19 protein-coding genes and 1 pseudogene are annotated in these 22,825 nt (G+C 52.8%); 9 read left to right on the plus strand and 11 right to left on the minus strand.

The window, feature by feature from the left end; genetic code table 11:
- Positions 1 to 56: 56 nt before the first annotated feature.
- Complete coding sequence (locus tag HP435_RS20015) at positions 57 to 2,297, minus strand: sensor domain-containing diguanylate cyclase (protein WP_122964023.1); 2,241 nt, start codon at positions 2,295 to 2,297, stop codon at positions 57 to 59.
- A gap of 38 nt (positions 2,298 to 2,335) precedes the next feature.
- On the minus strand, positions 2,336 to 2,917 hold the full coding sequence (locus HP435_RS20020; RefSeq protein WP_122964022.1) for a histidine phosphatase family protein: 582 nt from the start codon (positions 2,915 to 2,917) through the stop codon (positions 2,336 to 2,338).
- A 336-nt stretch (positions 2,918 to 3,253) separates the two neighbouring features.
- Here HP435_RS20020 and HP435_RS20025 point away from each other — a divergent pair, with 336 nt between their 5' ends.
- Both HP435_RS20025 and rpsD read left to right on the plus strand, forming a co-directional pair.
- A complete protein-coding gene (locus HP435_RS20025) occupies positions 3,254 to 5,551 on the plus strand; it encodes an S-layer homology domain-containing protein (protein WP_122964021.1) in 2,298 nt (765 codons plus the stop codon).
- Positions 5,552 to 5,846: 295 nt separating this feature from the next.
- Positions 5,847 to 6,446: a 30S ribosomal protein S4 gene (rpsD, locus tag HP435_RS20030; RefSeq protein ID WP_063228128.1), complete on the plus strand. Its 600-nt coding sequence runs from the start codon at positions 5,847 to 5,849 to the stop codon at positions 6,444 to 6,446.
- Positions 6,447 to 6,540: 94 nt separating this feature from the next.
- Here the strand turns inward: rpsD and HP435_RS20035 are convergent.
- Positions 6,541 to 6,847: pseudogene (locus tag HP435_RS20035) on the minus strand (cupin domain-containing protein).
- Positions 6,848 to 7,052: 205 nt separating this feature from the next.
- Here HP435_RS20035 and HP435_RS20040 point away from each other — a divergent pair.
- The 4 genes from HP435_RS20040 (at position 7,053) to HP435_RS20055 (ending at position 12,772) form a co-directional block, all read left to right on the plus strand.
- Complete coding sequence (locus HP435_RS20040) at positions 7,053 to 10,226, plus strand: penicillin-binding protein 1A (protein WP_173599882.1); 3,174 nt, start codon at positions 7,053 to 7,055, stop codon at positions 10,224 to 10,226.
- Between the two features lie 73 nt (positions 10,227 to 10,299).
- A complete protein-coding gene (locus HP435_RS20045) occupies positions 10,300 to 10,932 on the plus strand; it encodes a hypothetical protein (protein WP_063228124.1) in 633 nt (210 codons plus the stop codon).
- A 41-nt stretch (positions 10,933 to 10,973) separates the two neighbouring features.
- On the plus strand, positions 10,974 to 11,618 hold the full coding sequence (locus HP435_RS20050) for a CBS and ACT domain-containing protein (protein ID WP_122964019.1): 645 nt from the start codon (positions 10,974 to 10,976) through the stop codon (positions 11,616 to 11,618).
- Positions 11,615 to 12,772, plus strand: a complete 1,158-nt coding sequence (locus tag HP435_RS20055; RefSeq protein WP_173599883.1) for an acetoin utilization protein AcuC — start codon at positions 11,615 to 11,617, stop codon at positions 12,770 to 12,772. The genes HP435_RS20050 and HP435_RS20055 overlap by 4 nt, the downstream gene beginning before the upstream one ends.
- Positions 12,773 to 12,856: 84 nt before the next feature.
- Here HP435_RS20055 and HP435_RS20060 read toward each other — a convergent pair whose 3' ends face one another.
- The 4 genes from HP435_RS20060 to HP435_RS20075 all read right to left on the minus strand — a co-directional run bounded on the left by HP435_RS20060 (position 12,857) and on the right by HP435_RS20075 (position 16,500).
- Entirely contained in the window at positions 12,857 to 13,795 is a 939-nt protein-coding gene (locus tag HP435_RS20060) for a 5'-methylthioadenosine/adenosylhomocysteine nucleosidase (protein WP_173599884.1), read from the minus strand.
- Between the two features lie 44 nt (positions 13,796 to 13,839).
- Positions 13,840 to 14,850, minus strand: a complete 1,011-nt coding sequence (gene ccpA / locus HP435_RS20065; protein ID WP_122964016.1) for a catabolite control protein A — start codon at positions 14,848 to 14,850, stop codon at positions 13,840 to 13,842.
- A gap of 115 nt (positions 14,851 to 14,965) precedes the next feature.
- On the minus strand, positions 14,966 to 15,274 hold the full coding sequence (locus tag HP435_RS20070) for a metal-sensitive transcriptional regulator (protein WP_173599885.1): 309 nt from the start codon (positions 15,272 to 15,274) through the stop codon (positions 14,966 to 14,968).
- Positions 15,275 to 15,402: 128 nt separating this feature from the next.
- Complete coding sequence (locus tag HP435_RS20075) at positions 15,403 to 16,500, minus strand: bifunctional 3-deoxy-7-phosphoheptulonate synthase/chorismate mutase (RefSeq protein ID WP_122964015.1); 1,098 nt, start codon at positions 16,498 to 16,500, stop codon at positions 15,403 to 15,405.
- Between the two features lie 287 nt (positions 16,501 to 16,787).
- Between HP435_RS20075 and HP435_RS20080 the strand changes: the two genes are divergently transcribed.
- Positions 16,788 to 18,965 (plus strand): cell division protein FtsA, encoded by a 2,178-nt coding sequence (locus tag HP435_RS20080; RefSeq protein WP_122964014.1) that lies wholly within the window; start codon positions 16,788 to 16,790, stop codon positions 18,963 to 18,965.
- A 66-nt stretch (positions 18,966 to 19,031) separates the two neighbouring features.
- Here HP435_RS20080 and ytxJ read toward each other — a convergent pair whose 3' ends face one another.
- From ytxJ to HP435_RS20095, 3 genes are all read right to left on the minus strand, one after another.
- Positions 19,032 to 19,358: a bacillithiol system redox-active protein YtxJ gene (ytxJ, locus tag HP435_RS20085; protein ID WP_167470276.1), complete on the minus strand. Its 327-nt coding sequence runs from the start codon at positions 19,356 to 19,358 to the stop codon at positions 19,032 to 19,034.
- A gap of 164 nt (positions 19,359 to 19,522) precedes the next feature.
- Positions 19,523 to 19,921: a hypothetical protein gene (locus HP435_RS20090; RefSeq protein ID WP_229049716.1), complete on the minus strand. Its 399-nt coding sequence runs from the start codon at positions 19,919 to 19,921 to the stop codon at positions 19,523 to 19,525.
- Positions 19,922 to 20,117: 196 nt separating this feature from the next.
- Positions 20,118 to 20,351: a hypothetical protein gene (locus HP435_RS20095; RefSeq protein ID WP_063228116.1), complete on the minus strand. Its 234-nt coding sequence runs from the start codon at positions 20,349 to 20,351 to the stop codon at positions 20,118 to 20,120.
- 212 nt (positions 20,352 to 20,563) lie between these two features.
- Between HP435_RS20095 and HP435_RS29295 the strand changes: the two genes are divergently transcribed.
- Positions 20,564 to 20,656: a YjcZ family sporulation protein gene (locus tag HP435_RS29295; RefSeq protein ID WP_007783189.1), complete on the plus strand. Its 93-nt coding sequence runs from the start codon at positions 20,564 to 20,566 to the stop codon at positions 20,654 to 20,656.
- A gap of 157 nt (positions 20,657 to 20,813) precedes the next feature.
- Positions 20,814 to 21,926: an aminopeptidase gene (locus HP435_RS20100; RefSeq protein WP_173599886.1), complete on the plus strand. Its 1,113-nt coding sequence runs from the start codon at positions 20,814 to 20,816 to the stop codon at positions 21,924 to 21,926.
- Positions 21,927 to 22,004: 78 nt separating this feature from the next.
- Here HP435_RS20100 and HP435_RS20105 read toward each other — a convergent pair whose 3' ends face one another.
- Complete coding sequence (locus HP435_RS20105; RefSeq protein ID WP_122964010.1) at positions 22,005 to 22,544, minus strand: PadR family transcriptional regulator; 540 nt, start codon at positions 22,542 to 22,544, stop codon at positions 22,005 to 22,007.
- Between the last annotated feature and the right edge of the window lie 281 nt (positions 22,545 to 22,825).

Below are 22,825 nucleotides of genomic sequence, written 5' to 3' on the forward strand. Positions count from 1 at the left end.
CTCTCAAGTTTGTCCGATTTTTTTCCGAAAAAGAGAAAAGAGCCATTTATTTGGCTCTAGGCGAGAACAACTTGGTTTCGACCAGAATTTTTCGCTTCGTACAACGCGATATCTGCTTGATGGAATAAGGCTTCGACGCTCAGATTCACATCCAGCTCCCGGTTCCATTTGGCCAGACCGCACGAGATGGTCACGCGCGGAGAAGTTTCCTGCTCCACACATTCCCTGATGCGCTCGGCAACAGAGTGGGCGGTCGCTTTGTCAACGCGCGGCAGGTAAACCGCAAGCTCCTCCCCGCCCCAACGCGCAGCGATATCGCTGTCTCTGATGCTGTGGCGAATGAGGTCGGACACCTGGATCAGCACTTCGTCGCCTACCTGGTGACCAAACGTATCGTTAACCGTCTTAAAATAGTCGATATCAATCAAAATCAACGAGCCGTAGCTGTCTTTTTCAAGCGAAGCCCTGACTCGCTCATTCAAATACCGTCTGGTGAAAAGTCCCGTCAAGTTGTCGGTAATGACCATCCGTTCCATCTCATTGTGCAAAACGGCATTGGTCATGGCAAGACTTGCGTGTTGGCCAAAAATTTCGAGCAGCTTGTAGTCGTCAAAACTAAAAAAATGATAGCGGGAATCTGCGACTAAAAGCACTCCGCTAATCTCACCCTCAACGACGAGCGGAACTCCCATGAGCGAGCAGCAGGAAAACAGCGAAAATGGCAGCGGACCTGTCCCTGGCTGAGCCAAAAGCAGCGTTTGCTTGCTCTGCATGATTTGCTGAAACGGCTTTTCCAATGCATTGACGACTGTGCCGTTAAAGGCGGGAACAGATGAAGAGAGGACATCGAATTTGTCTTCCCCTGGCTGTTTGCGGAGAATCGCACAAAACTCCGCATCAAAGGTCGCCTGCATCATTTCTGTGACAAAATCTAGAATTTCCTTTAAATCAAGACTTTTATTAAGCTGTCGCGCCATTTCATTAATGAGGCGCAGTTCACGAATGAGATTGCGCGATTGCTGGTACAGTTGGGCGTTCTCGAACGCAGTGCCCGCTGTATCTGCCAAAATGGAAATGTAGTCCTTCTCGTGCTGGCTCAACGAAATCGGCTGTTCCGAAGTCACCTGCAAAACGCCGTAGATGCCTTGCTTGCCGAGGAGCGGAGCGGCAATGACAGTCACCCGCTGATCGCCTTCTCCCACTTCTTCCGCGATCAAGCGCCCTTCCAGGTACGCTTTTGTGCTGGTGGACGGCTCCACTTCCTGGAATGACAGCTGCTTGACGGGCGTAGTGGCATTCGGCTCTACCGTCAGGAACAGCTCGACGGAGAAATACGGGTACAAGCTGGGAATGCTGGTGACGATTTCGTGCAAAACGTCATTGACATCAATCGACGCCTGGATTTTGGACATGAGCTGGTACAACAAATCTTTTTTGCTGGCTTCACGGCGCAAATCGTCGGACATGATCGCCCGCCAGAGAGCGCAGCTCGACTTTTCCGCCACCTCCTGCAAAAAGGCGATATCCCGCACATCGTAGACGCAATCCTTTTCCTCGGGCGGCAGGTGCATAAACAGCGCATAGAGCGGGATGTCATTGAGGCTCACCGGAACGACGATTACCCGGTGATCGTCGAGAACCGAAGACGTCACAGGCGTATTGCCTACCCGCGAGACCAGCTGGTGGATGTGAGCCTGCCCGGGTTCAGCTTCTTGCGTGGTGACGATCTCCTGGGGAATCAGCACCCCGTCCTCGGACAGCTTCACTGCCGAGCAATGACCCTTGGAAATGATGTGACTGATTTGTCTCGTCAAGCTGCCGAGCAAATCCCGCGCGGTGTCATGCAGGGTCAAATCCGTGACAATCTGGCCGGTGGCGTGCTGGATGTACGCATCGTATCCCATGCGGATGAGCGGCTCCAGTCCGCGCATGTAAGCACGCAGATCGAAATCGATCTCTCGCTGTGGAATGAGCATGCCAATGACAGCCCGCACGCTCCCGTCCAGCTCCTTCAGCGGAAAAGCTCCGCAGACCAGCGTGTTCTCTCTCTTCGTCTTGACGACAATCTCTTTCGTGCTCAACGCTTCCGATACATAATCGCAGACTTCTTGTGTCTGCATGTAATGGCGTGCAGCGTCGGACAGAGAGCTTCCAGATTGACTATCATGCATGTCCATGAAGTTGATTATGCGGCCCCCGGAATCTGTCAAGAAAAGGATGCCTGGGCGCTTTTCCGGCCAAGATTGTAAGATAAAATGGGCCGTGTAGGAAAAGACCGTCTCTAACTTCCCCAACATTTTACTTGACACGAGAAACTCCCTCTCTCAGCATTTTCTCAAGCTTCCAAATGGTCAGTATCATTTACCTGGAGCACTTCCCACCTGCGATCGACGTAGCGGAAAACGGATATCCCGGTGTTGTCGATCCGCGTGATGCCAGTTCCTTGCTCCCCTGCTGTTACGTAATGCAAAAAGCTGTTGATCAGGCCGCCATGAGAAACCACGACAATCGCTTCATTCGGATGCTTCGCTGCCAGCTCGCTGAGAGCAGCAACCGCGCGCCGCTGCATGTCTTCGAAAGTTTCAATTCCACACGAAGCCTCATCCTGACTCTCAAAACGCTCGCGGATTTCCTCGTAGGTGAGCCCCTCCCATTGTCCGTAGCAGCGCTCCCGCAAAGTCGGATGCGCCCCGACGGAAAACGAGAAGTTTTCCGCTATTTTTGCTGCCGTGTCACGTGCCCGGCTTAAATCACTGGAATAAACTGCGTGAATCGTCTCGCTTCGGAACCTTCCGGCTACCAGCTCGGCCTGCCGCATGCCCAGCTCGTTCAAAGCGATGTCGCTGTGTCCTTGAATACGCCGAATCTGATTCCACTTTGTCTCTCCATGACGAACGAGGTACATGATGGTTTCCAAAACGCAATAGCCCCTTTTCTGTGGAAACCGCCCTGCATCGCCTGCCAAGCACAAAACAGAGCGGGGTTATTTTCAAAACATGCAGATGACCCGTTGCGGTCATTGGAACAGTCGAAACTGTCTTTTTCAATTGTAGGATGGATAGTACTACTTATTATATAAGATGGTTGTTCACAATTCTAGTTTCATCCGTTAACATTTGGTACAAAATTCCTATGTTTCTTGCTTTTTCGCAAATGCGCTCTCTTTTTTCTCGTTTCCAGATGAAACGATTCCACTCTTCCTCTCGTCAGAGGTTGTAAAGCAAATGATATTAACATCGTGGGGGGAATTTTCATGAAGCCTTGGATAATTCGATCCAGCTCATTCGTATTGACAGCAAGCCTGCTGCTTCCCGCAGCACAAGCATATGCCCAAACACCTGCAGCCGCTACAGGCAAAATAGTCGCTGCCAATCCAGCTGACAGCACTCTGCTGGCGGCGGCAAGCAAAGTAAAGCTGTCCAAAGAAGCGGCGCTTACTCTTGCGGCAAAAGTGGTTCCGACCAGCGGGCTCACACTGACAAACGTGTCGTTTCGCTCCTCTGACAGCTGGCGCGCCTTCCCGGAGTGGTCGTTCAGCTGGACAAAAAAGGACTCGAAAAATGAGCAAACGCTTCTGTCGTACAGCGTCAGCATCCATGCCAACACTGGCGAGTTGACCTCTTACTCCTATTACGATCAAAGCAGCAGCAACCTGCCTTACGCCAAAAGAGTGTCCTATGAAGATGCCCGCACTGCCGCCGAGCAGTTTTTGAAAAAGCACAATCCGGGCAAGGCTGCCGAAACTCGCCTCTACCTGCGCGAGACGCCGGAGCAAAAAACGCCGCTCAATGCCGATGCTTCCTATACATTCCGCTTTGTCCGCGTGGTGGATGATGTTCTGTTCCCGGATAACGGAGCAGACATCACAGTAAACGGCTCAGGGGTCGTCAATCAATTCTCCTTGTCGTGGAACGAGGTGAAATTCGAAAAGCCTGACCAGGCGATTTCTTTGGAGGAAGCGGAAAAGCTTTTCCAGGAACAGGCAGACCCGCAGCTTGCTTACCTTTTGCCCTGGAATCGTTCCGGTTCTGAAAAAAACAGCGTCTCACTCGCTTATAACAATCCGTTTGCTTTCTACATCGACGCCAAAAGCGGCAAAGCCTTGAACACTTCATCCCTCACTCCCCGCAGCGAGTTGAAGGAGCCTGTCGCCGTCAGCAGCAAACCGCTCTCTCCGCGCCGCTCCGGCGGGGTACTGAGCCAGGACGAAGCGGTCAAGTGGGCGGAAAAGACGTTTGACCTCGCCAATTACGAGCTTCGTTCCGCCAACTATAACGAAAGAGATTACCAGGCCAACCGCGCGATCTGGAATCTTGAATACGCCCAAAAAGGCAAGGAAGGCGACGGCTACGTATTTGTCTCATTCGACGCCGTAACAGGAGACATTTATTCGTACAGCAAAGATCGGCCTGTGCGAAAAGACGGGGAAAAATCCGGAAAGACTGCCGATGCGAAAAAGCTGACGGAGGCGGCGATGGAAACCGTGCGCAAGTGGACGCCTACTTCAGCACACCAGTTGTTTTTGCTTGATCGTGGCGAGAGTGAAGCAGAAGTAGAACCGTATAACTCCGACCGCTTCCGCATCTCGTTTGAACGCTATATCGACGGTGTCGCCGCAGCCAGCGGTTCTGCCTACCTTACGTACGACTCGGAAACAGGCGAACTTTTGTCCTACAACGCTGATTTCGGCGGCGAAACTTATCCGACGAAAGTACCAAAGCACTTGTCTGCGGAAGAAGCTGTCCAGTCCTGGTGGAAAGAATCGGAGGCAGAAGCGGTTTATGCCCTTGAACCGCTCAGCGAGGAAGACAACAAGAAAGTGCAGAATCAGCCGTCCTACATTCCGAAACGAACTGCGAAGCTTGTCTATCGCGTGACTGCAACGCCGTTCGAGCAGCCTTACTACCTCGATGCGACGTCAGGCGAGTGGCACTCGACTGCATCTGGAAAAGCGATCAACCTGCATCGCCAGGCACCGCTTGATCTCAAAGATCATCCCGCTGAAAAGGAACTGCTTTTGATGTACGAATACGACGCCCTCTCTCTGGAAGATGGCAAAATTTTGCCGCAAAAACCGATCACTCGCGGCGAAATGATCGAGATGCTGATGATCAGCCTGAACCAGGGCCAGCAATACCCGGTGTACTCCGCCGAAAGAAAGGCGACTTACAGCGACGTGGCAAACGGCTCCCGCTTCTTCTCCGCTGTCGAAGGTGCTGTAGACCGCGGCCTTTTGGACAAAAACGCGTCTGCACTGAATCCTGATCAAGCGATTACGCGCGATGAATTGGCCGACATGATCGTTCGGGCGCTTGGCTACAACAAGCTGACCGACTACCCTGGCATGTTCCAGTCGTCGTTCACGGATATCGCAAACGCCAAGCACCGTGCTTCGATTATTATCGCGACGGCCATGGGCATCGTGCCTGCGGAAAAGACGACGTTTGCGCCACAAGCAGCCGTATCGCGTGCGGATGCGGCCATTACGTTCACGCGCTTTTTGGAAAAACGCGGCACCCCGGAGTCTCTGTCAGCCGCCCTCCGCGACTAATAAGACTTTTGTGCCATCGCTCTTATAGGATGGCGCATGTCTTTTCGCATGTCTTTTCACTTGACTTCCCCACACCTCGCCTAGTATGATTAAGTGTATGTGTACAGGGTAGCATTGATTGTAGGTAAAAACGGAAGGATACACCTTCTTAGTTCCCTCCCTTTACAGACTGCGGCTGAATATCTGTGAGGAGCACGATGCGGAAACGCTACCGTCCGAAGTTCGTGTAGATAAAGTAGGAACTAACCTGCCGGAAGTAAACACCTACGAATCCAATTTAAAGGAGACTGAATACATGTCACGTTACACAGGACCTCGCCACAAACTGGCTCGTCGTCTGGGCATCTCCCTCGACGGTACAGGAAAAGACATCAAGCGCAACTTCCCTCCGGGCCAACACGGTCACAACAACCGTCGTAAACTGTCCGAGTACGGAATCCAGTTGCAAGAAAAGCAAAAACTGCGCCACATGTTTGGCCTTAACGAAAAACAATTCCGCCGCACTTTCGACCAAGCTAGCAAAATGGCTGGCGTAGTCGGTGAAAACTTCATGAAATTGCTGGAATCCCGCCTGGACAACCTGGTATACCGCATGGGCTTCGCTCCAACTCGTCCTGCTGCTCGTCAGCTGGTAAACCATGGCCACTTCCTGGTAAACGGCAAAAAAGTGAACATCCCATCTTACCGTGTTCAACCGGGTGATGTGATTTCCATCCGCGAAAAGTCCCGTGGTCTGCAACTGATCAAGGACTCTTTGGAAGCTCGCAACTTCCTGCCAAACTACGTAACATTCAACGATGCTGCTGCTGAAGGTACTTACACTCGTCTCCCAGACCGTGAAGAAATGCCTTCCGAAATCAACGAAGTTCTGATCGTTGAGTTCTACAGCCGTTAATCGTCTGGACATAAAAAGAGCAGTGCCGCCCGTCGGCCTGCTCTTTTTTCTATGATCTGCCCTCTTTCGCTCCTCGTCCATCCGTTGCAGAAAATCACCCCGAATAGTAGATGGCCATGCTCACGCGGACCAGCTCCGCTCCTTCGTTGCGATAGCTGTGCGGCCTGTCTGCCTTGAAGCGAAGCGCCAGCCCGCAACGTATACATCTCTCCTTTGATCTCGACTGCCAGCTCCCCGGAAAAAACCGTCAAAAACTCTTCCGTTCCCTCCTGATGAGCACCAGAGCCTAACGAGCCTCCCCCTTCGATTTCAACAGCCCCTCTTTCGATCTGCCCGATCATCGTCTTGCTGACGCCGCTCAACTCCGCAAGTTTCTCCAGAGAAACGAGCGCGGCTTTCACATCACCATGGCTGTGCTCCTGGTGGCAAGCTCGATCCTGCTTCTCGTATAAACCTAAACCGCGTTCGGCCATAAACAGGCAAAACGCAACACTTTTTGACAGATTCAGACGATGCACGGAACTTCTCTGTAGACGCTATCATCGCTTCTACCCTCATGGTTCCTCGTATGGTATAATTAGGGGGTATGCTAGGGGGTCGTAGACTATGTCGAATAACCACACATCTTCCTCTGAACCGTCGAAAAAAAAGCGACGCCGTAGCCGTGGCAGAATAATATGGATCATCGTACAGATGGTGTTTCTGCTTGGGCTTATGGGGGCAGCTGTCGCCGGAGGAATCGTGACAGGTTATGTTGCCGCACTCGTGAAAGACGAGCCAGTGCGCAGCAAGGAGGAACTGGAGGACAAAATTTTCACCAATTATCTGACTGGATTCGCCTACTACAACGACGGCTCTCTCATCGGCCAATTGCGGGCTGAAGAAGGCGATCGGCGCTTGGTGAAAAAGGCAGACGTTTCTCCTTATTTGATCAATGCCATCATCGCAACAGAAGACAAAACCTACTACCAACATTCCGGCGTTTCCCTTCAATCCACAATGCGTGGAGCGATCCAGGAATTCACCAACCAACCTGTCGTGACAGGCGGTAGTACGATTACGCAGCAGCTCGTAAAAAATACGATCCTCTCCGCTGAAGTGAGCCACACCCGAAAAGCGCGGGAAATCTTCAGTGCCATCCGGATCGAGCGCATGTTTTCCAAAGATCAGATTTTGGAAGCCTACATGAACGAAATTTACTTCGGGAAAAACGCCAACGGCTCCAACGTCTACGGTGTACAGGCTGCCGCCAAAGGGATTTTTGGCAAAGATGTGAAGGAACTGAATCTCAGCGAAGGCTCTTACCTCGCTGGCATGATTCAAAATCCTGGCGCGTACTCTCCATTTCGCGCCGAAAGCTATCAACGCGGCAAGGAGCGCCAGAAAATGGTGCTGGACCGCATGATGGAAAATGGCTACATTACCCAGGCCCAGTACGATGGTGCGCTCAAGGCCGACCTGAAAGCGCAGCTGGCCAAGCCTGCCCAGCAAGCGTACCGCGAAGTTCCGTTCCTGATGATGGAGATCGAGGATCGGGCCGCCCGTCAGCTGGTCGATGCTGATCTCGCGGAAAAAGGGCGCGACAAGTCCACCATCGGACGCAACGAATACCGTCAACTGGTCGAGGACAAGCGCCGCGACATTTTGCGCAAAGGCTACAAGGTCCACACCACGATTGACAAAAATGTCTACAATATTATGCAAGCTGTTGCGACCGATCCGAAAAACTTCGGAAAAAACCGCACCTACACGATTCGCCGCTCCAACGGCAAGACGGAGAAAATCGAGAACGCGCTGGAAGAAGTCGGAGCCATGCTCATCCATAATAAAACGGGCGCGATTCTCGGGATGATCGGCGGACGCGATTTTAAAGTGGAGCAGACAAACCACGCGACTGTGCCGCGCCAGCCTGGTTCGGCGATGAAGCCGCTGGCAGCCTACGCTCCTGCCTTTGAACTGGGGCTTTTGCAGCCAGCTTCGCCAATCGATGACGCACCCGTGCTGCTCGCAGACGGCCAAAACGGCTCTCACCTGCCGAAAAACTGGAACAACAAATGGCAAGGAATCATGAGTGCACGTGAAGCGCTGCGAATGTCCTGGAATATTCCCGCGATCAAGACGTACTTGAAGGTCGGGATTCCTACCGCACTCGAATACGTCAAAAAAATGGGGATCACCACGCTGGTCGATGCAGACAACCACGCTGCAACAGGCGTAATCGGCGGACTTACATACGGGACGACGGCGGAGGAAATGACCAATGCCTACGCGACGTTCGCTAACCACGGCTCCTTTGTGGATGCATACCTCATCGACAGAATCGAAGACAGTCAGGGCAAGGTAGTCTATCGTCACGAGGCACAGCCTGTTCAAGTCTACAGCGAGCAAACCGCTTACCTGATCACAGACATGATGCGTTCGGTCGTAAACGCCGGAACAGGTACCCACATTCGCAAATTTGTACCGCGCAAAGTCGATGTGGCAGGCAAAACCGGGACAACCAACAACAGCAACGACCTCTGGTTCGTCGGCTACACGCCGGAGTTGTCCATGGGTGTCTGGGTCGGATTTGACGAGCCGTACCCGATGCCGGATGCGGACAAATACGTGCCAATGGTTGTCTGGGGCAAAGTCATGAAAGAAATCATGGACAAGCACCCGAACTTGTCTCCCCCTGACGCAACCTTTAAAAAGCCGGCAGGGATTGTCAGCGCAACAGTCGATTCCAAATCCGGATTGCTGCCAAGCGAGCTGTCCAAGCAGGCAGGACATGTGATTACCGACTTGTTCAACCGCCGCTTCGTTCCGACGAAGGTGGACGATTCCCACCAAAAGGCTAGATTGATCACGTACAACGGGGAACGTTATCTGGCGAAGGAAGGCACTCCGGACGATTTTGTCACCGAAGGCATTTTCTACCGCTCGCCTGATCCGCTTCCTTCCAAGGAACAGATTCAAGCCAAAAACAGCAAAGTGGCAAGTCAGCCGCCTGACTGGGAGCAGCGTCTCCCGGACAAGGAAGACCCGCGCACAGAGGTCGGCGGAGCGCCGTCAGCGCCAAGCGGAGTGACCGCAAGCGGCTCTGGCAAACAGATTTCGCTCTCCTGGCAGTCTGGCAAGGAAGCCGATCTCGTCGGATACCGCATCTACCGCGCCGATCCGCAAAACGGCTTTGTCAAAGTCGCAACAGTGAAAGATCCGGCCGAACTGACCTTCGCCGATTCGGCATCAGGCAGCGGTGATCTGGGCTACTATGTCACAGCAGTCGATATCGCCGGAAACGAGTCCTCCCCTTCTGCTATCGCTTCTGTCGGCTCGTCCTCCCATACGTGGGAGCTGCCGGGCACAGACACGGGAACGCCGCAGCCGGGTGACACGACGACTCCACCGACGGATAACGGCAGCGGCAATAACAGCGGCAACAATCAAACGAATCCAGGCGAGCAAGGGTCGGGAGACGACACAAACGGCAATTCGAATCCAAACCCGAATACGCCTTCCGCTTCACCTCCTTCCGCTCCGAAATCGCTGTCGCTCAAGGCAAGCGGCAACAACGTGAAGCTGTCCTGGAAAGGCAACAGTTCCACAGAGCAGGTCATTGCCTACAACGTGTATTTCAGCCCGGATGCGGCAAGCGGCTATTTGCTGCTCGACACCGTATCGGCAACGAGCTACACGCACGCAACAAACGTTCCGAACGGCAGTTACTACATCACCGCCGTCAACAGTTACGGAGAATCGCCACATTCAAACAACGTAACGGCAACCACCACAGAATAGACTAGGAAGAAGAATCAGCAGAGATGGTCGCAATCGCCATCTCTCTTTTTCTACAAGCAAAGGGGGGGAACTGATGGAACACGTCAAACGCTATCATTCTGCGAGCATGATCGTGAACGGAAAAGAGCTTCTCATCGAGGGACCGGTTACGGGGAGGCATTTGGCTGACCTGCGCTTTGATGAAGGGCTGAAGGCATTCCGCATCCCGGAGCAGCAACACGAAGCTCTGATCGAAATTGCCGATCTGCCGGAAGGACGCATTATTTTGGCGCGGGAAGGCGACCTCGTTCTCGGCTATGTCACCTTCCTCCATCCCGATCCGCTGGAGCGCTGGTCCATGGCCAAGCTGCCCGACCTGCTTGAGCTTGGCGCCATCGAGATCAGTGACAAAGTTCGCGCGGGCGGCGTAGCCAAGAAGCTCCTTGAAGTATCTTTTGCGGACGATGCGATGGAAGACTACGTGATTATCACGACCGAGTACTACTGGCATTGGGATCTGAAAGGTACAGGGCTTGATGTCTGGCAGTACAGAAAGGTCATGGAAAAAGTAATGGGCAGCGTCGGACTTACCTGGATGGCGACAGACGATCCGGAAATATGCTCTCATCCCGCCAACTGTCTGATGGCCAAAATCGGAAAACGAGTTCCTGCTGAAACGGTTGTCGCTTTTGATGCCATGCGTTTTCAGAATCGCTTTCTTTATTAGTCTGGACATCTTTTTCAAAGGATGCAAGGAGGCCATCACTCATGCGCGTAGAAGATATCATGCGAAAAAACGTCGTTACCACCCAACCAGCTACCACGATCGGAGAAGCCCTCTTGCTGCTTCGAGCCAACCGAATCAGGCACTTGCCTGTTCTGGATGACGATAAGCTGGTGGGCATCGTCTCGGACCGCGATCTGCGCGATGCCCTCCCCTCCCGCTTGCTTACCCACGACGATGACGATACCGTGCTGCACAAGCCTGTTGCCGATATCATGCAAAAACAGGTCATCACTGCTCACCCGCTTGATTTCATCGAAGATGCCGCCCTCCAGATTTATGAGCACAAGATCGGTTCCTTGCCGATTGTGGAAGGAAACCGCCTCGTCGGGATGATTACGGAATCCGACCTGTTTTCCAGCCTGATCGAGCTGTTCGGGGTCAACAAGCCCAGCTCGCACATCGAAGTAGAAGTGGATGATCGCGTCGGGATGCTGGCTGAGGTCAGCCAGATTTTCCGCGAAGCACAAGTGAATGTCACCAGTGTCATCGTGTTTCCAGGAAAAAATCCCGGCAAAAAGAATCTGGTCTTCCGCGTCCAGACGATTGACCCGCGCGTCGTGACACAATTGCTGCTCCAAAGAGGATTTTCTGTCGTCGGACCGACGGATGGGGGGGTAATTTTGTGAGCCGGAACGCTCGTCTGATCTACTCCCCCGACTACACCACGTATTACTTTAACGATGACCACCCTTTTAACCAACGCCGTCTGCTCCTCATGCACGATCTGATGAGCAGCTACGGCCTACTCGCTGAGTCAGACATCATTGCCCCGCGCATGGCAACCGACGAAGAGCTTGCTCTCGTTCATGACGCACGCTACATCCAGTTCGTCCGCGATCAGGGCCATAGCGAAAAAGAGCTGCCCCAGGCAGCGAGCTACGGTCTTGGCACGGAGGACGTCCCCTGTTTTCAGAACATGCACGAATCGGCTGCCCTCATTGTCGGAGGGACGTTGAACGCCGTCGATGCTGTCATGAAGGGACAAGCAGAACACGCCTTCAATCCTGCTGGCGGCCTGCATCACGCGTTTCGCGGGAGAGCCTCGGGCTTTTGCATTTACAACGATTGCTCCGTCGCCATCGCCTATTTGCGCAAACATTGGAACGCACGCGTCATGTACATCGACACCGACGCGCATCATGGAGATGGCGTACAATGGGCGTTTTACGATGACCCGAACGTCTTGACTGTCTCCATTCACGAGACGGGAAAATACTTGTTTCCGGGAACGGGGAATCTCTCGGAACGCGGGGATGGAAGCGGTTACGGATTTTCGGTCAATGTGCCGCTCGATGCGTTCACAGAAGACGACTCTTTTCTGGAAGTGTACGGCGAGCTAGTGTCCAAGCTGGCAAGAGGCTTCAAGCCGGACGTGATTTTGACCCAAAACGGCTGTGATGCCCATACGTTTGATCCGCTCACGCACCTTTCCTGCTCGATGCGCATTTATCAAGATATCCCAAGGCTCGCCCACCGCCTCGCTCACGAGCTGTGCGATGGCCGCTGGATCGCGGTCGGCGGCGGCGGCTACGACATTTGGCGAGTGGTGCCGCGGGCATGGACGCTTGTGTGGAGCGAGATGAGCGATCAGCCGCTGGAAGATGGCGACCTGCCTTCTGGCTGGCTCAAGCGCTGGCAGCCGCAGACAGACTTGCCGCTGCCAACCCGCCTGTTTGACGAACCGTTTCCCGCTATCCCCCGCCGGGCAGAGATTACGGAAAAAAACCGGATCACGCTGGAGCGCGCCATGATGTACGCGCCTACGGAAGCAAGCAAATAGCAGATGACATTTGCGAAAAAACATACGAAAAAGCGGGGAGATCGCGCACCGAAACGATGCTGATCTCCCCGCTTTTGTGTGATTTTATGATTGCTTCACCAGTTCTTCCAGCTCGGCTGGCGCAAAGCCTTTGACCGCTTTGTCGCCCACAACGGTTACCGGAACGCCCATGAAGCCAAAACGCTCGACATCCTCTTGGTAGGCGCGGCTGGTCATGACATCGCGCACTTCGAACGAAATCCCTTTTGCCGTCAGCCACTGCTTGACCATGTCGCAATCGACGCAGTTTTTCGTCGAGTAGACGATTACGCCTGGCTCCGACGAACTGGCATCGGACAGCAGCATGTTGCGGACAATCGCATACGAACGCTGCGAAGCAAGCTTGGTAAACTCGACGAAGTTGACATGCGCAGAGCCGTCTGCCTTATCGGACATCGATCGCACGACGACAAACGGCACGCCGTTCATCGCACACACTTGTCCGACTGCCGCTCCTTCCATCTCCGTGCAATGAGCCTGGAACTGCTCGTACAGCCATTGTACCTTTTCCCGGCTGGCGACAAACTGGTCACCGGACAAAATGCGGCCGCTCACTACCTGAACACCCGCTTCCAATCCTTTTCCAGCCTCGATCGCTTGTTGCATCAGCTCCTGGTCGGCTTGCCATGTCCATTGCTCCGTAAACGGAATTTGCCCTGGGGAAAAGCCGAGCGGCGTCACGTCGATATCATGCTGCAAGCAGTCTGTCGACACGACAATATCGCCAATGTTCAATTCCGGGTGAACGGCACCAGCTACGCCCGTAAAAATGACGCGCTCCACCTGAAACTGATCGAGCAAAATTTGCGTCGTGACCGCTGCATTCACCTTGCCGACACCTGACTTGCAAAGCACGACTTCTTTGCCTTCCATCTTCCCGCTATAGTAAGCCACTCCGGCTTTGACCGTCGTCGTGGCTTGTTGCATCGCTTCCAAATACAGCGCAATTTCTTCGTCCATCGCGCCGATAATTCCGTACCGCATCCACTTATCCTCCTCTTGCTGGCAATCTGTTGCGGGCGATGCGATCAAGCCTGCTGCGGCTTGGTGCTCTCCCGATACTCGATCCGGTGCGGCAACAGCACAACGTGCTCTTCCACGTTCTCGTTGTTCATGTACTTGGTCAGCAGGCGCATCGCGACCGCACCAATATCGTACATCGGCTGAACTACGGAAGTCAGGCGCGGGCGCACCATTTCCACGAGGCGAATGTTGTCGTGGCCGATGACCTCGATATCGCCCGGCACGTTCAGACCGGAATCCTGGATGGCATGGATCGCTCCAATCGCCATTTCATCGTTGGCAGCAAAAATCGCTGTCGGCGGCTCAGCCAGCGCGAGGAATGCCTTCGTTGTCGAAAGCCCTGACTCGTAAAAGTAGTTGCCTGTCGCAACCAGCTCCTCGTCCAGCTCGATCCCGTTGTCCTTCAACGCCTTTTTGTAGCCTTCGTAACGCATCAGGCCGTTGAGCGGATCGTTCGGCGGGCCTGAGATCATCGCAATCCGCTTGTGTCCGCGCGAAGCCAAAGCTTCCGTCGCATCGTAAGCGGCCTGGAAATGGTCGATGCTCACAGAAGGCAGCACATTGTCCGCATCGCGGGTAGCCGCGAGAACGGTCGGCACCGAAGTGCTGGTCAGCGCCTGAAGGTGGTCTTCCTTAATCTCCGCCCCCAGGAACAGCAGCCCGTCCACTTGCTTTTCCAACAGCGTATTGATCAACTGCAATTCTTTTTCCATCCGCTGGTCAGAGTTGCAGAGGATGATATTGTATTTGTACATCGTTGCAATGTCTTCGATTCCACGGGCCAATTCGGAAAAAAACAAACTGGAGATATCCGGGATGATGACACCGACGGTTGTTGTTTTTTTGCTGGCGAGACCGCGAGCAACGGCATTTGGTCGATACCCCAGACGTTCAATCGCAGCCAGTACCTTTTTTCGGGTCAAAGGCTTTACGTTGGGATTCCCGTTGACTACACGGGAGACAGTCGCCATCGAAACCCCCGCTTCTCTTGCCACGTCGTAGATTGTAACCGGCATCACACACCCTCACTTTCCCTATATTTTGGTTTTCATAGTTATTTTCATAAATATATGCACCTATGATACGACAAGCCGTATGCGGTTGCAATCGTTTTTACGGGCTTTGGCGCCGCTATTTCATTAGTTTGTTCATCGTTTTCAAAAGCTCGTCAATTACTTCGCTATCCCCTTGCTGAATGCGCTCGATGACACAAGATTTCATATGTCCTTCCAGCAGCATTTTGCCCACGGCATTCAAGGCGGACTGCACAGCAGCGATCTGGTTGAGGATGTCGTCACAGTATACGTCTTTTTCCACCATTCCGCGGATTCCGCGAATTTGTCCCTCTACGCGGTTGAGCCGCGAGACAAGGTTGGACTTGATTTTATCAGGCCGCAGGGTGGCGCGATCAGACGAGCAGCAGCGATCTTGATCATTCATCTGGCATAGCCTCCTTCGCCGTTATCAGCACTTAAATCCTAGCTTACTTGGTCGACCTCGGGTTCGTCAAATCAAAAGGTCCTCCCTGCGCGCAGGAAGGACCAGCAAACTCACATCAAACTGTTTCGTTATCCTCTGGTTGCTACCACTTCGCCTTTGTACAGGCCGGAAGCAAGCAATTCGTCCACAAATTCGTTGAACTGAGGAATGTTGAGCTGCTGCTTTGCATCGGACAGAGCAACATCCGGGTCCGGGTGAACTTCTACCATCACACCGTCGGAACCGATTGCGAATCCTGCTTTCGCGCAAGGCAGCAGCAGGTCGCGACGACCAGTAGAGTGGGTCACATCGACGAAGACAGGCAAGTGCGTTTCTTGTTTGAGCAACGGTACAGCAGAGATATCAAGGGTGTTGCGAGTCGCTTTTTCGTACGTGCGGATACCTCGCTCGCACAGCATGACTTGCGTGTTGCCCTCAGATACGATGTACTCGGCTGCGTAGATAAATTCTTCGATCGTGGCGGACAGACCGCGCTTCAGCAGGATAGGCTTGTTTACACGGCCTGCTGCTTTCAGAAGCTCGAAGTTTTGCATGTTGCGCGCACCGATTTGGATGACATCGATGTATTTCGTCGCCATTTCCAGATCGGCTGGCGTGACGATTTCGCTGATCGTTACGAGGTTGAACTCGTCACCGATACGCTTCAAGATTTGCAAGCCTTCTTCTCCGAGACCTTGGAAATCGTATGGGGAAGTACGAGGCTTGTATGCGCCGCCGCGGATTGTTCTCAGGCCGCGTTTGGCATGGTTTTCCGCTACCGCTCTCACTTGCTCGTAGCTTTCTACGGAGCAAGGTCCTGCGATCAGGATCGGGCTTTTGCCGCCGAACTCGACGCCTTTTACTGTAATGACCGTGTCTTCCGCTTTCTTCTTGCGGCTGACCAACAGAACTTTTTTCTTGTCTTCGTTTTGCAAGTCCAAGGATACTTGGAAAATTTGCTTGAACAGATGGCGAACCGTGCTGTCGTTGAACGGACCTTTGTTATTTTCTACGAGCAGGTTGAGCATTTGGCGCTCGCGCTCTGGATCAAAGCGGTTGCTGCCCAGCTTTTCTTTTTCTTTGCCGAGCTCTTGCACCAAAGTCGCCCGCTGGTTGATCAATTCCAAAATTTGCAGGTTGATTTCGTCTATCTGTTTGCGCATGGTCTCAATTTGATCGTGTGCCATTGTTTCTCTCCACTCTCCTCTTTTTATATAGGTCTGCTAGGTGGTTGCCGATAAATTAGGGTTATTATAATCGATTCAAACTCCCTTGTCAGCAGTTTAGCGCCAAAAAGCGCGAAAGTAAATTATTTATGTTTTTTTACCTTTGCAAATTCTTCGCCAAAAAAGGGATAATTCCTTGTTTCGACAGGATTCTTGATAGCTGTGGTCGAATCCATTGGATATATGTTCTAACGAAAGCCTTCATCTATTTCTACTGATCGACACGAAAACGAGGGAGTGACTTACCTTTGTCAGCCTATAACGAAACAGGCTCCCCTGAGCTGATTTTTTCACTAGATATTGGAACACGCAGTGTGGTCGGACTGATTGTGGAAACGACCGGAGATCAGTTTCGCGTGCTCGACTGCGCCATTCGCGAGCACGATGAACGCTCCATGCTCGATGGACAGATTCACGATGTGGTTGCCGTTGCCAAAGTGATCAAGCAAATCAAGGACGAATTGGAAGCAAAGCACGGGCAGCTGCATCAAGTAGCTGTGGCAGCAGCCGGTCGTTCGTTGCGCACCCGCCGCGTACGTGTGGATATGCCGCTGTCGAGACACGCCTTTATCACGCGGGAAGATGTGGTCGCACTGGAGTTTGCCGCCGTGCAGGAAGCCCAGGCAGACTTGGCAAAAGAACTGCGCGAGCTGGATGCGACCCGCTATTACTGTGTCGGCTACAGCGTCGTCAACTACTACCTGGACCAGGAACTGATCGGCAGCCTGATCGATCAGCGCGGAGACACAGCCAGCGCAGACGTGATTGCCACATTTTTGCCGCGGGTAGTCGTCGACTCGCTGATTGCCGCCTTGAAGCGGTGCGATCTGGAGATGCAGGCACTCACGCTGGAGCCGATTGCGGCGATCAACGTACTCATCCCCGTAACCATGCGCAGACTCAACATCGCGCTCGTCGATATCGGCGCAGGCACATCTGACGTCGCCTTGACCGAAGAAGGAGCGATTACCGCCTACGGCATGGTGCCTGTAGCCGGAGACGAGATCACGGACGCGCTGATGAATGCCTTTTTGCTCGATTTTCCGATGGCAGAAGAGGTCAAACGTCTGCTCACCACCCACGAATCGGTGACGTTCACGGACATTCTCGGCATGGAACACACGATGAGCGCAGCGGAAGTAACCAGCGCAATTGAAGGAGACGTTTCCCAACTGGCAGAAAAAATCGCGACGAAAATCATAGAGCTGAACGGCAAGGCACCACAAGCTGTCATGCTGATTGGCGGAGGCAGTCTGACGCCGGGCTTGACCGGAAAAGTCGCCCAGTTCCTGAACATGCCTGCCGCTCGCGTCGCTGTGCGTGGTGGCGATGCGATCAAGCAATTCGTGGGAGACAATCCGCTGCTTAGCGGGCCAGAATTTGTCACGCCAGTGGGAATCGCGGTAGCAGCACGCCGCCACCCGCTCCGCTACGTGACTGTTACCGTCAACGATGTGCCGCTGCGCATTTTTGACTTGCGGAAAATGTCCCTCGGAGATTCTTTGATCGCTGCCGGACTGGACATTCGCCGCCTTTACGGAAGACCGGGTCTGGCGATGAGCGTCACGGTAAACGGCCGGATGAAAATGATTCCTGGCGGTCACGGCACGCCTCCTGTCATCATGAATAACGGAGAAGCGGCCAGCCTTGACTCACCAATTGCCGATGGAGACACCATCACGGTTGTCGCGGGAAAAAACGGCGAGGACGCTCATGTTTTCGTGCGCGAGCTGCTCGATCAGCTGGACACGTTGGATATCGTCTGCAACGATCGCCCGCTGTCGCTGGGGCCAGTGATCCACGTCAACGGCACGCCTGCGCAGCTCGACGACTCGCTGGCCGATCGCGCGGAAGTAGAAATCCGCCTGCCCCGCACCGTTTCCGAAGTGCTGGCGGCAGCTGGTCTTTTGGCGCCTGATGAACAGCCAGCGCCATCCGGGCTGCACTTCAGCGTGAATGGGCAGTCTTACACACTCCCAGCACACAACCCGATTCTGCTCTTAAACGGCAAAACCGCCACTTTCAGCGATGTCGTCCGCCAGGGAGACGAGCTTTCCTATCGCCTGGAGGAAATCGCACCGCCAGCCATCCGCGACGTCATCCCGCTGGAAGAATGGGTGCAAGAAACGATGACCGTCTCCTTCAACGGCGAGCGAGTGATGCTGCCCGTCGCACAGGTGACGATCACGTTGGACGGCAAAGTGGCATCCGCAGACGAGCTTGTGCCTGATGGGGCCGTCATTACGGTCAAATCTGCCCCATCCGCCCCTCCGGTATTCAGCGATGTGTTCCGGTTCGTCAACTTCTCTCTGGAGAAGCCGGACAATGAGAGCATCTCCGGCTTCGTCATGCTGGTAAACGGACAGCAAGCCAGCTTCCAGACCGAGCTGAAAAGCGGAGATAAACTGGAGCTGTTTTGGGAGTAAACACAAAAAAGAGCTGCGCTAAAAGCGACAGCTCTTTTTTCGTAACAAGCTTTTTCGATGCGGAGACTAGGCGCCGACTGCCTGCTTGATGGCATCCTTGGTAATTTTCCAGTGAGAAGTATGCCATTTCACTTCCCCGTTTTCCAGCAGGAAAATTTGCGGAGACTCGTGCTTGATCGCAAAACGCTCCGCTACTGCGTTCGATACCGGACGATCTTCGCGCACGAGAATCACGGCCGCTTCTACGGAATGATCCAGCAGATACGCCTGGAACTCTTCATAAGCGGATGTGCTGATCGGGCAAATCGTGCTATGCTTGAACAAAAGCTGCTTCCCTTTTTGCGCAACGAACTGATCCAGTTCCTCGATCGAGTGGAGTTGTTTTTGGGCCACCATTCATCTCTCCTTTTGTCGCTTCCTATGCGCCTTTCAGTATACCGAAATCTGGATGGCAAAGTCTACGCTTGCGGTGCACGGGGGCAAAAAGGGGCAGAAGCTGACGTCTCGACTGCGCCAACAAAAAGGAGCCGCCTGTTACAGCGCCTCCTCTTTCGTGTTTATACCATGATTTTGGTCAATCGCTCCCGCAGTTCCAGCATCCATCTCTCATCGCCTAGGGACTGCGCCAACAAAAACAGATCCAGAAGCTCGTTGACCCTCTCGCCCAGCACTTCACGAACAGAAGAATCTGCCTTTTCGTTAGCAATCAATACCAATAAGTTGGATAACTCTGACATTTCTTCAAATTCGATCGCCTGGCGCTGCGGATGTTGGCCCAGTTCCTCCATGAGTGATTTCAAATCTTCTTTGATGACATCTACCACCTGGGAATGCGCGCAGCAATCGTCGACGCAAACGTGTACCGGGACGTTCATGATTTTGACCCGCTTTTTATACACGACATTGCGCAGCACGATCTCCATGTCATTCCCGCAGCGGCTGCATTTCTTTTGCACAAAGTTCACCCCTAACTCTATCTACATATGTATACCTCTCATACTATTCGAGGCTCCTCCCTTCAATCCTGCTAAAACGCAGGTGGTACATGGTGGATGCAGTGGCAAATATCGTCCATCCATGGAGGACGTGTCAAAGCAAAAAGCGATGCCCGCTTGAGCATCGCTTTTCGTGTATGTGCCACTGTCTCGCCGCTTACGCGTAAATGGCGTTTACTTTTTCACAGTGCGGGCAAACCGCTACCTTGCCGGAATGCCCCGCCTCATCTTCCACCCGGTATCCTGTAATCTGCTCCGAGAAGCAAAACAGGCATTCCGTATTGAAATCCATATCGTACTGGGCTTTCCACACAATGGACTTGAAATCCTCGCCTACATTAATCGTAATGGGAACCAGCTCGTGCTGAAGACTCGACAATGATCTTTGCATCGCCATAACATCCTTTCGTTTTTTGCAAAGTCTTTTCGTATCCTCTAGCTTTTCCTGATTTTCAGAATAATAAACATGCGCAGGCAAGCAGATGGCATGGAAAGAATCTTCGCAAAAATGGGCGGATGCCCGTATCGGGACTGTGCATAAACCCATATGTTATGGATGTAAGCACAAGAGGCTTAACACACAACAAGGAGGATGTTCATCCTATGAGTAGCATTTTCAATGGAGACCTCGATGATTTCACCTTAGTGTTGATTCTTTTTATCCTGTTGGTCATCATCGGCTGCGGCTGCGATTGACATAGCCATATTGGCGCAGGACCCTGCATATACATGAAGAACCGAATCCTGTAAACGCGTTTCCTCCGCACGCTACCCTGGTATGGGTAGCTTTTTTCTATCCGATTTGTGTACAATACATACTGATATGATATGGAAAGCGAGGGATCCCCTTCCTATGAAAGATCCACGTATTGAGCAATTAGCTGACGTCCTCGTCAACTACTCCACCAAAGTACAAAAAGGTGAAAACGTTTTAATCTACTCCATCGGCGATGTGACTGACTTGACGAAAGCCGTAATTGCCAAAGTTTACGCAGCGGGAGGCAATCCTTACGTTCAACTGATTGACCAAAGCATTCAGCGCGAACTGCTTCTCGGTGTCAACGAAGACCAGCTCGGCATCATGCGTGAAGCTGACGTCTCCTTTATGAAGCAAATGGATTGCTACATCGGTATCCGTGGCGGCGACAACATCAGCGAGCTGGCTGACGTGCCGGGCGACAAAATGCAAATGTACTCCAAGCTGTTCGCCCGCCCTGTACTGGACGTGCGCGTGCCTGAAACCAGATGGGTTGTGCTTCGCTACCCGAACGCTTCCATGGCTCAACTGGCCAACATGAGTACAGCCGCTTTTGAAGATTTCTACTTCCAAGTGTGCACGCTCGACTACGGCAAAATGGACAAGGCGATGGACAGCCTCGTCGAGCTGATGGAAAAAACCGACAAGGTGCGCATCACAGGGCCTGGCACCGACCTGTCCTTCTCGATCAAAGGCATCCCTGCCATCAAATGCGCCGGAGAAGCCAACATCCCGGACGGGGAAGTATTTACAGCCCCAGTGCGCGATTCCGTCAACGGCACGATCTCGTACAACACGCCATCCCCATACCAAGGCTTCACTTATGACAACATCAAGCTGACCTTCAAGGATGGCAAAATTATCGAAGCGACTGCCAACGACACGACGAAAATCAACGAAGTGTTCGACACAGACGAAGGCGCCCGCTACGTCGGCGAATTTGCGATCGGGGTCAATCCTTACATCCAAAATCCGATGAAAGACATTTTGTTCGATGAGAAAATCGACGGCAGCTTCCACTTCACGCCTGGACAAGCCTATGACGATGCGTTCAACGGCAACAAGTCGTCCATCCACTGGGATCTCGTCATGATTCAACGCCCTGAGTGGGGCGGAGGGGAAATCTGGTTTGACGACCGCCTGATCCGCAAAGACGGACGTTTTGTCGTGCCAGAGCTGGAGTGCCTCAACCCGGAAAACCTGAAGTAAACAAAAAGAAGGCTTCGCCACTTTATTGCGGCGAAGCCTTCTTGCATGCGTGTTCAACCCAATTGGTCAAATCCCTGCTCAGATGGAAGCAGACAATGCTGGTTGTTTGGCTAGCGAGGGCATTTTGTGCTCCAAAAAGGAAATCGTCGACTCCAGATGATGGATCGTATATTCCCAGCAAAAGCGCTGATATTCGTCAAAATGCAGCTCCAGCTTCTTGAATGAGGCTCGGCTTTGTTGAAGCATTTGGCGCTGAAGGTTCAAACAGCTCTCCAGCATGTCCTTTTGCTCCTCGGGGGAACGGCTCTTGCCAAAGAAAATTTTCACCAGCATGTCAGAGCGCAGCACAGGAGGCAAAATCGGCGTCTGGATTTCTTGACGGAACGTATCCTTGCCCTGCTCTGTAATCTGATACAAAATTTTGTTCGGCTTTCCAGACTGGATGACCTCTTGCTTGGTGACCAGTCCTTCCTCTTCCAGCTTGCGCAGTGCGGGGTAGATCGCGCCAAAGCTGGCATCGTAGAAAAAGCCGATGCTGTTGGAAAACGCCTGCTTGATATCGTACCCACTCATTTCTCCATAGCTCAAAAAGCCGAGTATGATCGTTTTAACATCCATCTCTTCGCATCCTCCATTATCTTTCTTTTTCTCTCTCTAGCGACAAAGCAGACAATTGCCTTTTTTCAGACAGAAGTGAATATCCATCTGCTAAGCCTTTATGTTCAAAATATTCTCTAACTACATGTATTATAATTCGATTCTAATAATTATACCAATGCTATTTCTTTATTATATCAATCAAAAATAATGATATAACAAACGCCGCGCTCAAATTGGGCGTCCCTTCCCTTTCGCCCCTCCATAAGATGATATATACCTAACTGCTGTAGGGGGAGAGA

The sequence above is a fragment of the Brevibacillus sp. HD3.3A genome (assembly GCF_013284375.2).
In the GTDB taxonomy this organism is placed as follows: Bacteria; Bacillota; Bacilli; order Brevibacillales; family Brevibacillaceae; genus Brevibacillus; species Brevibacillus parabrevis.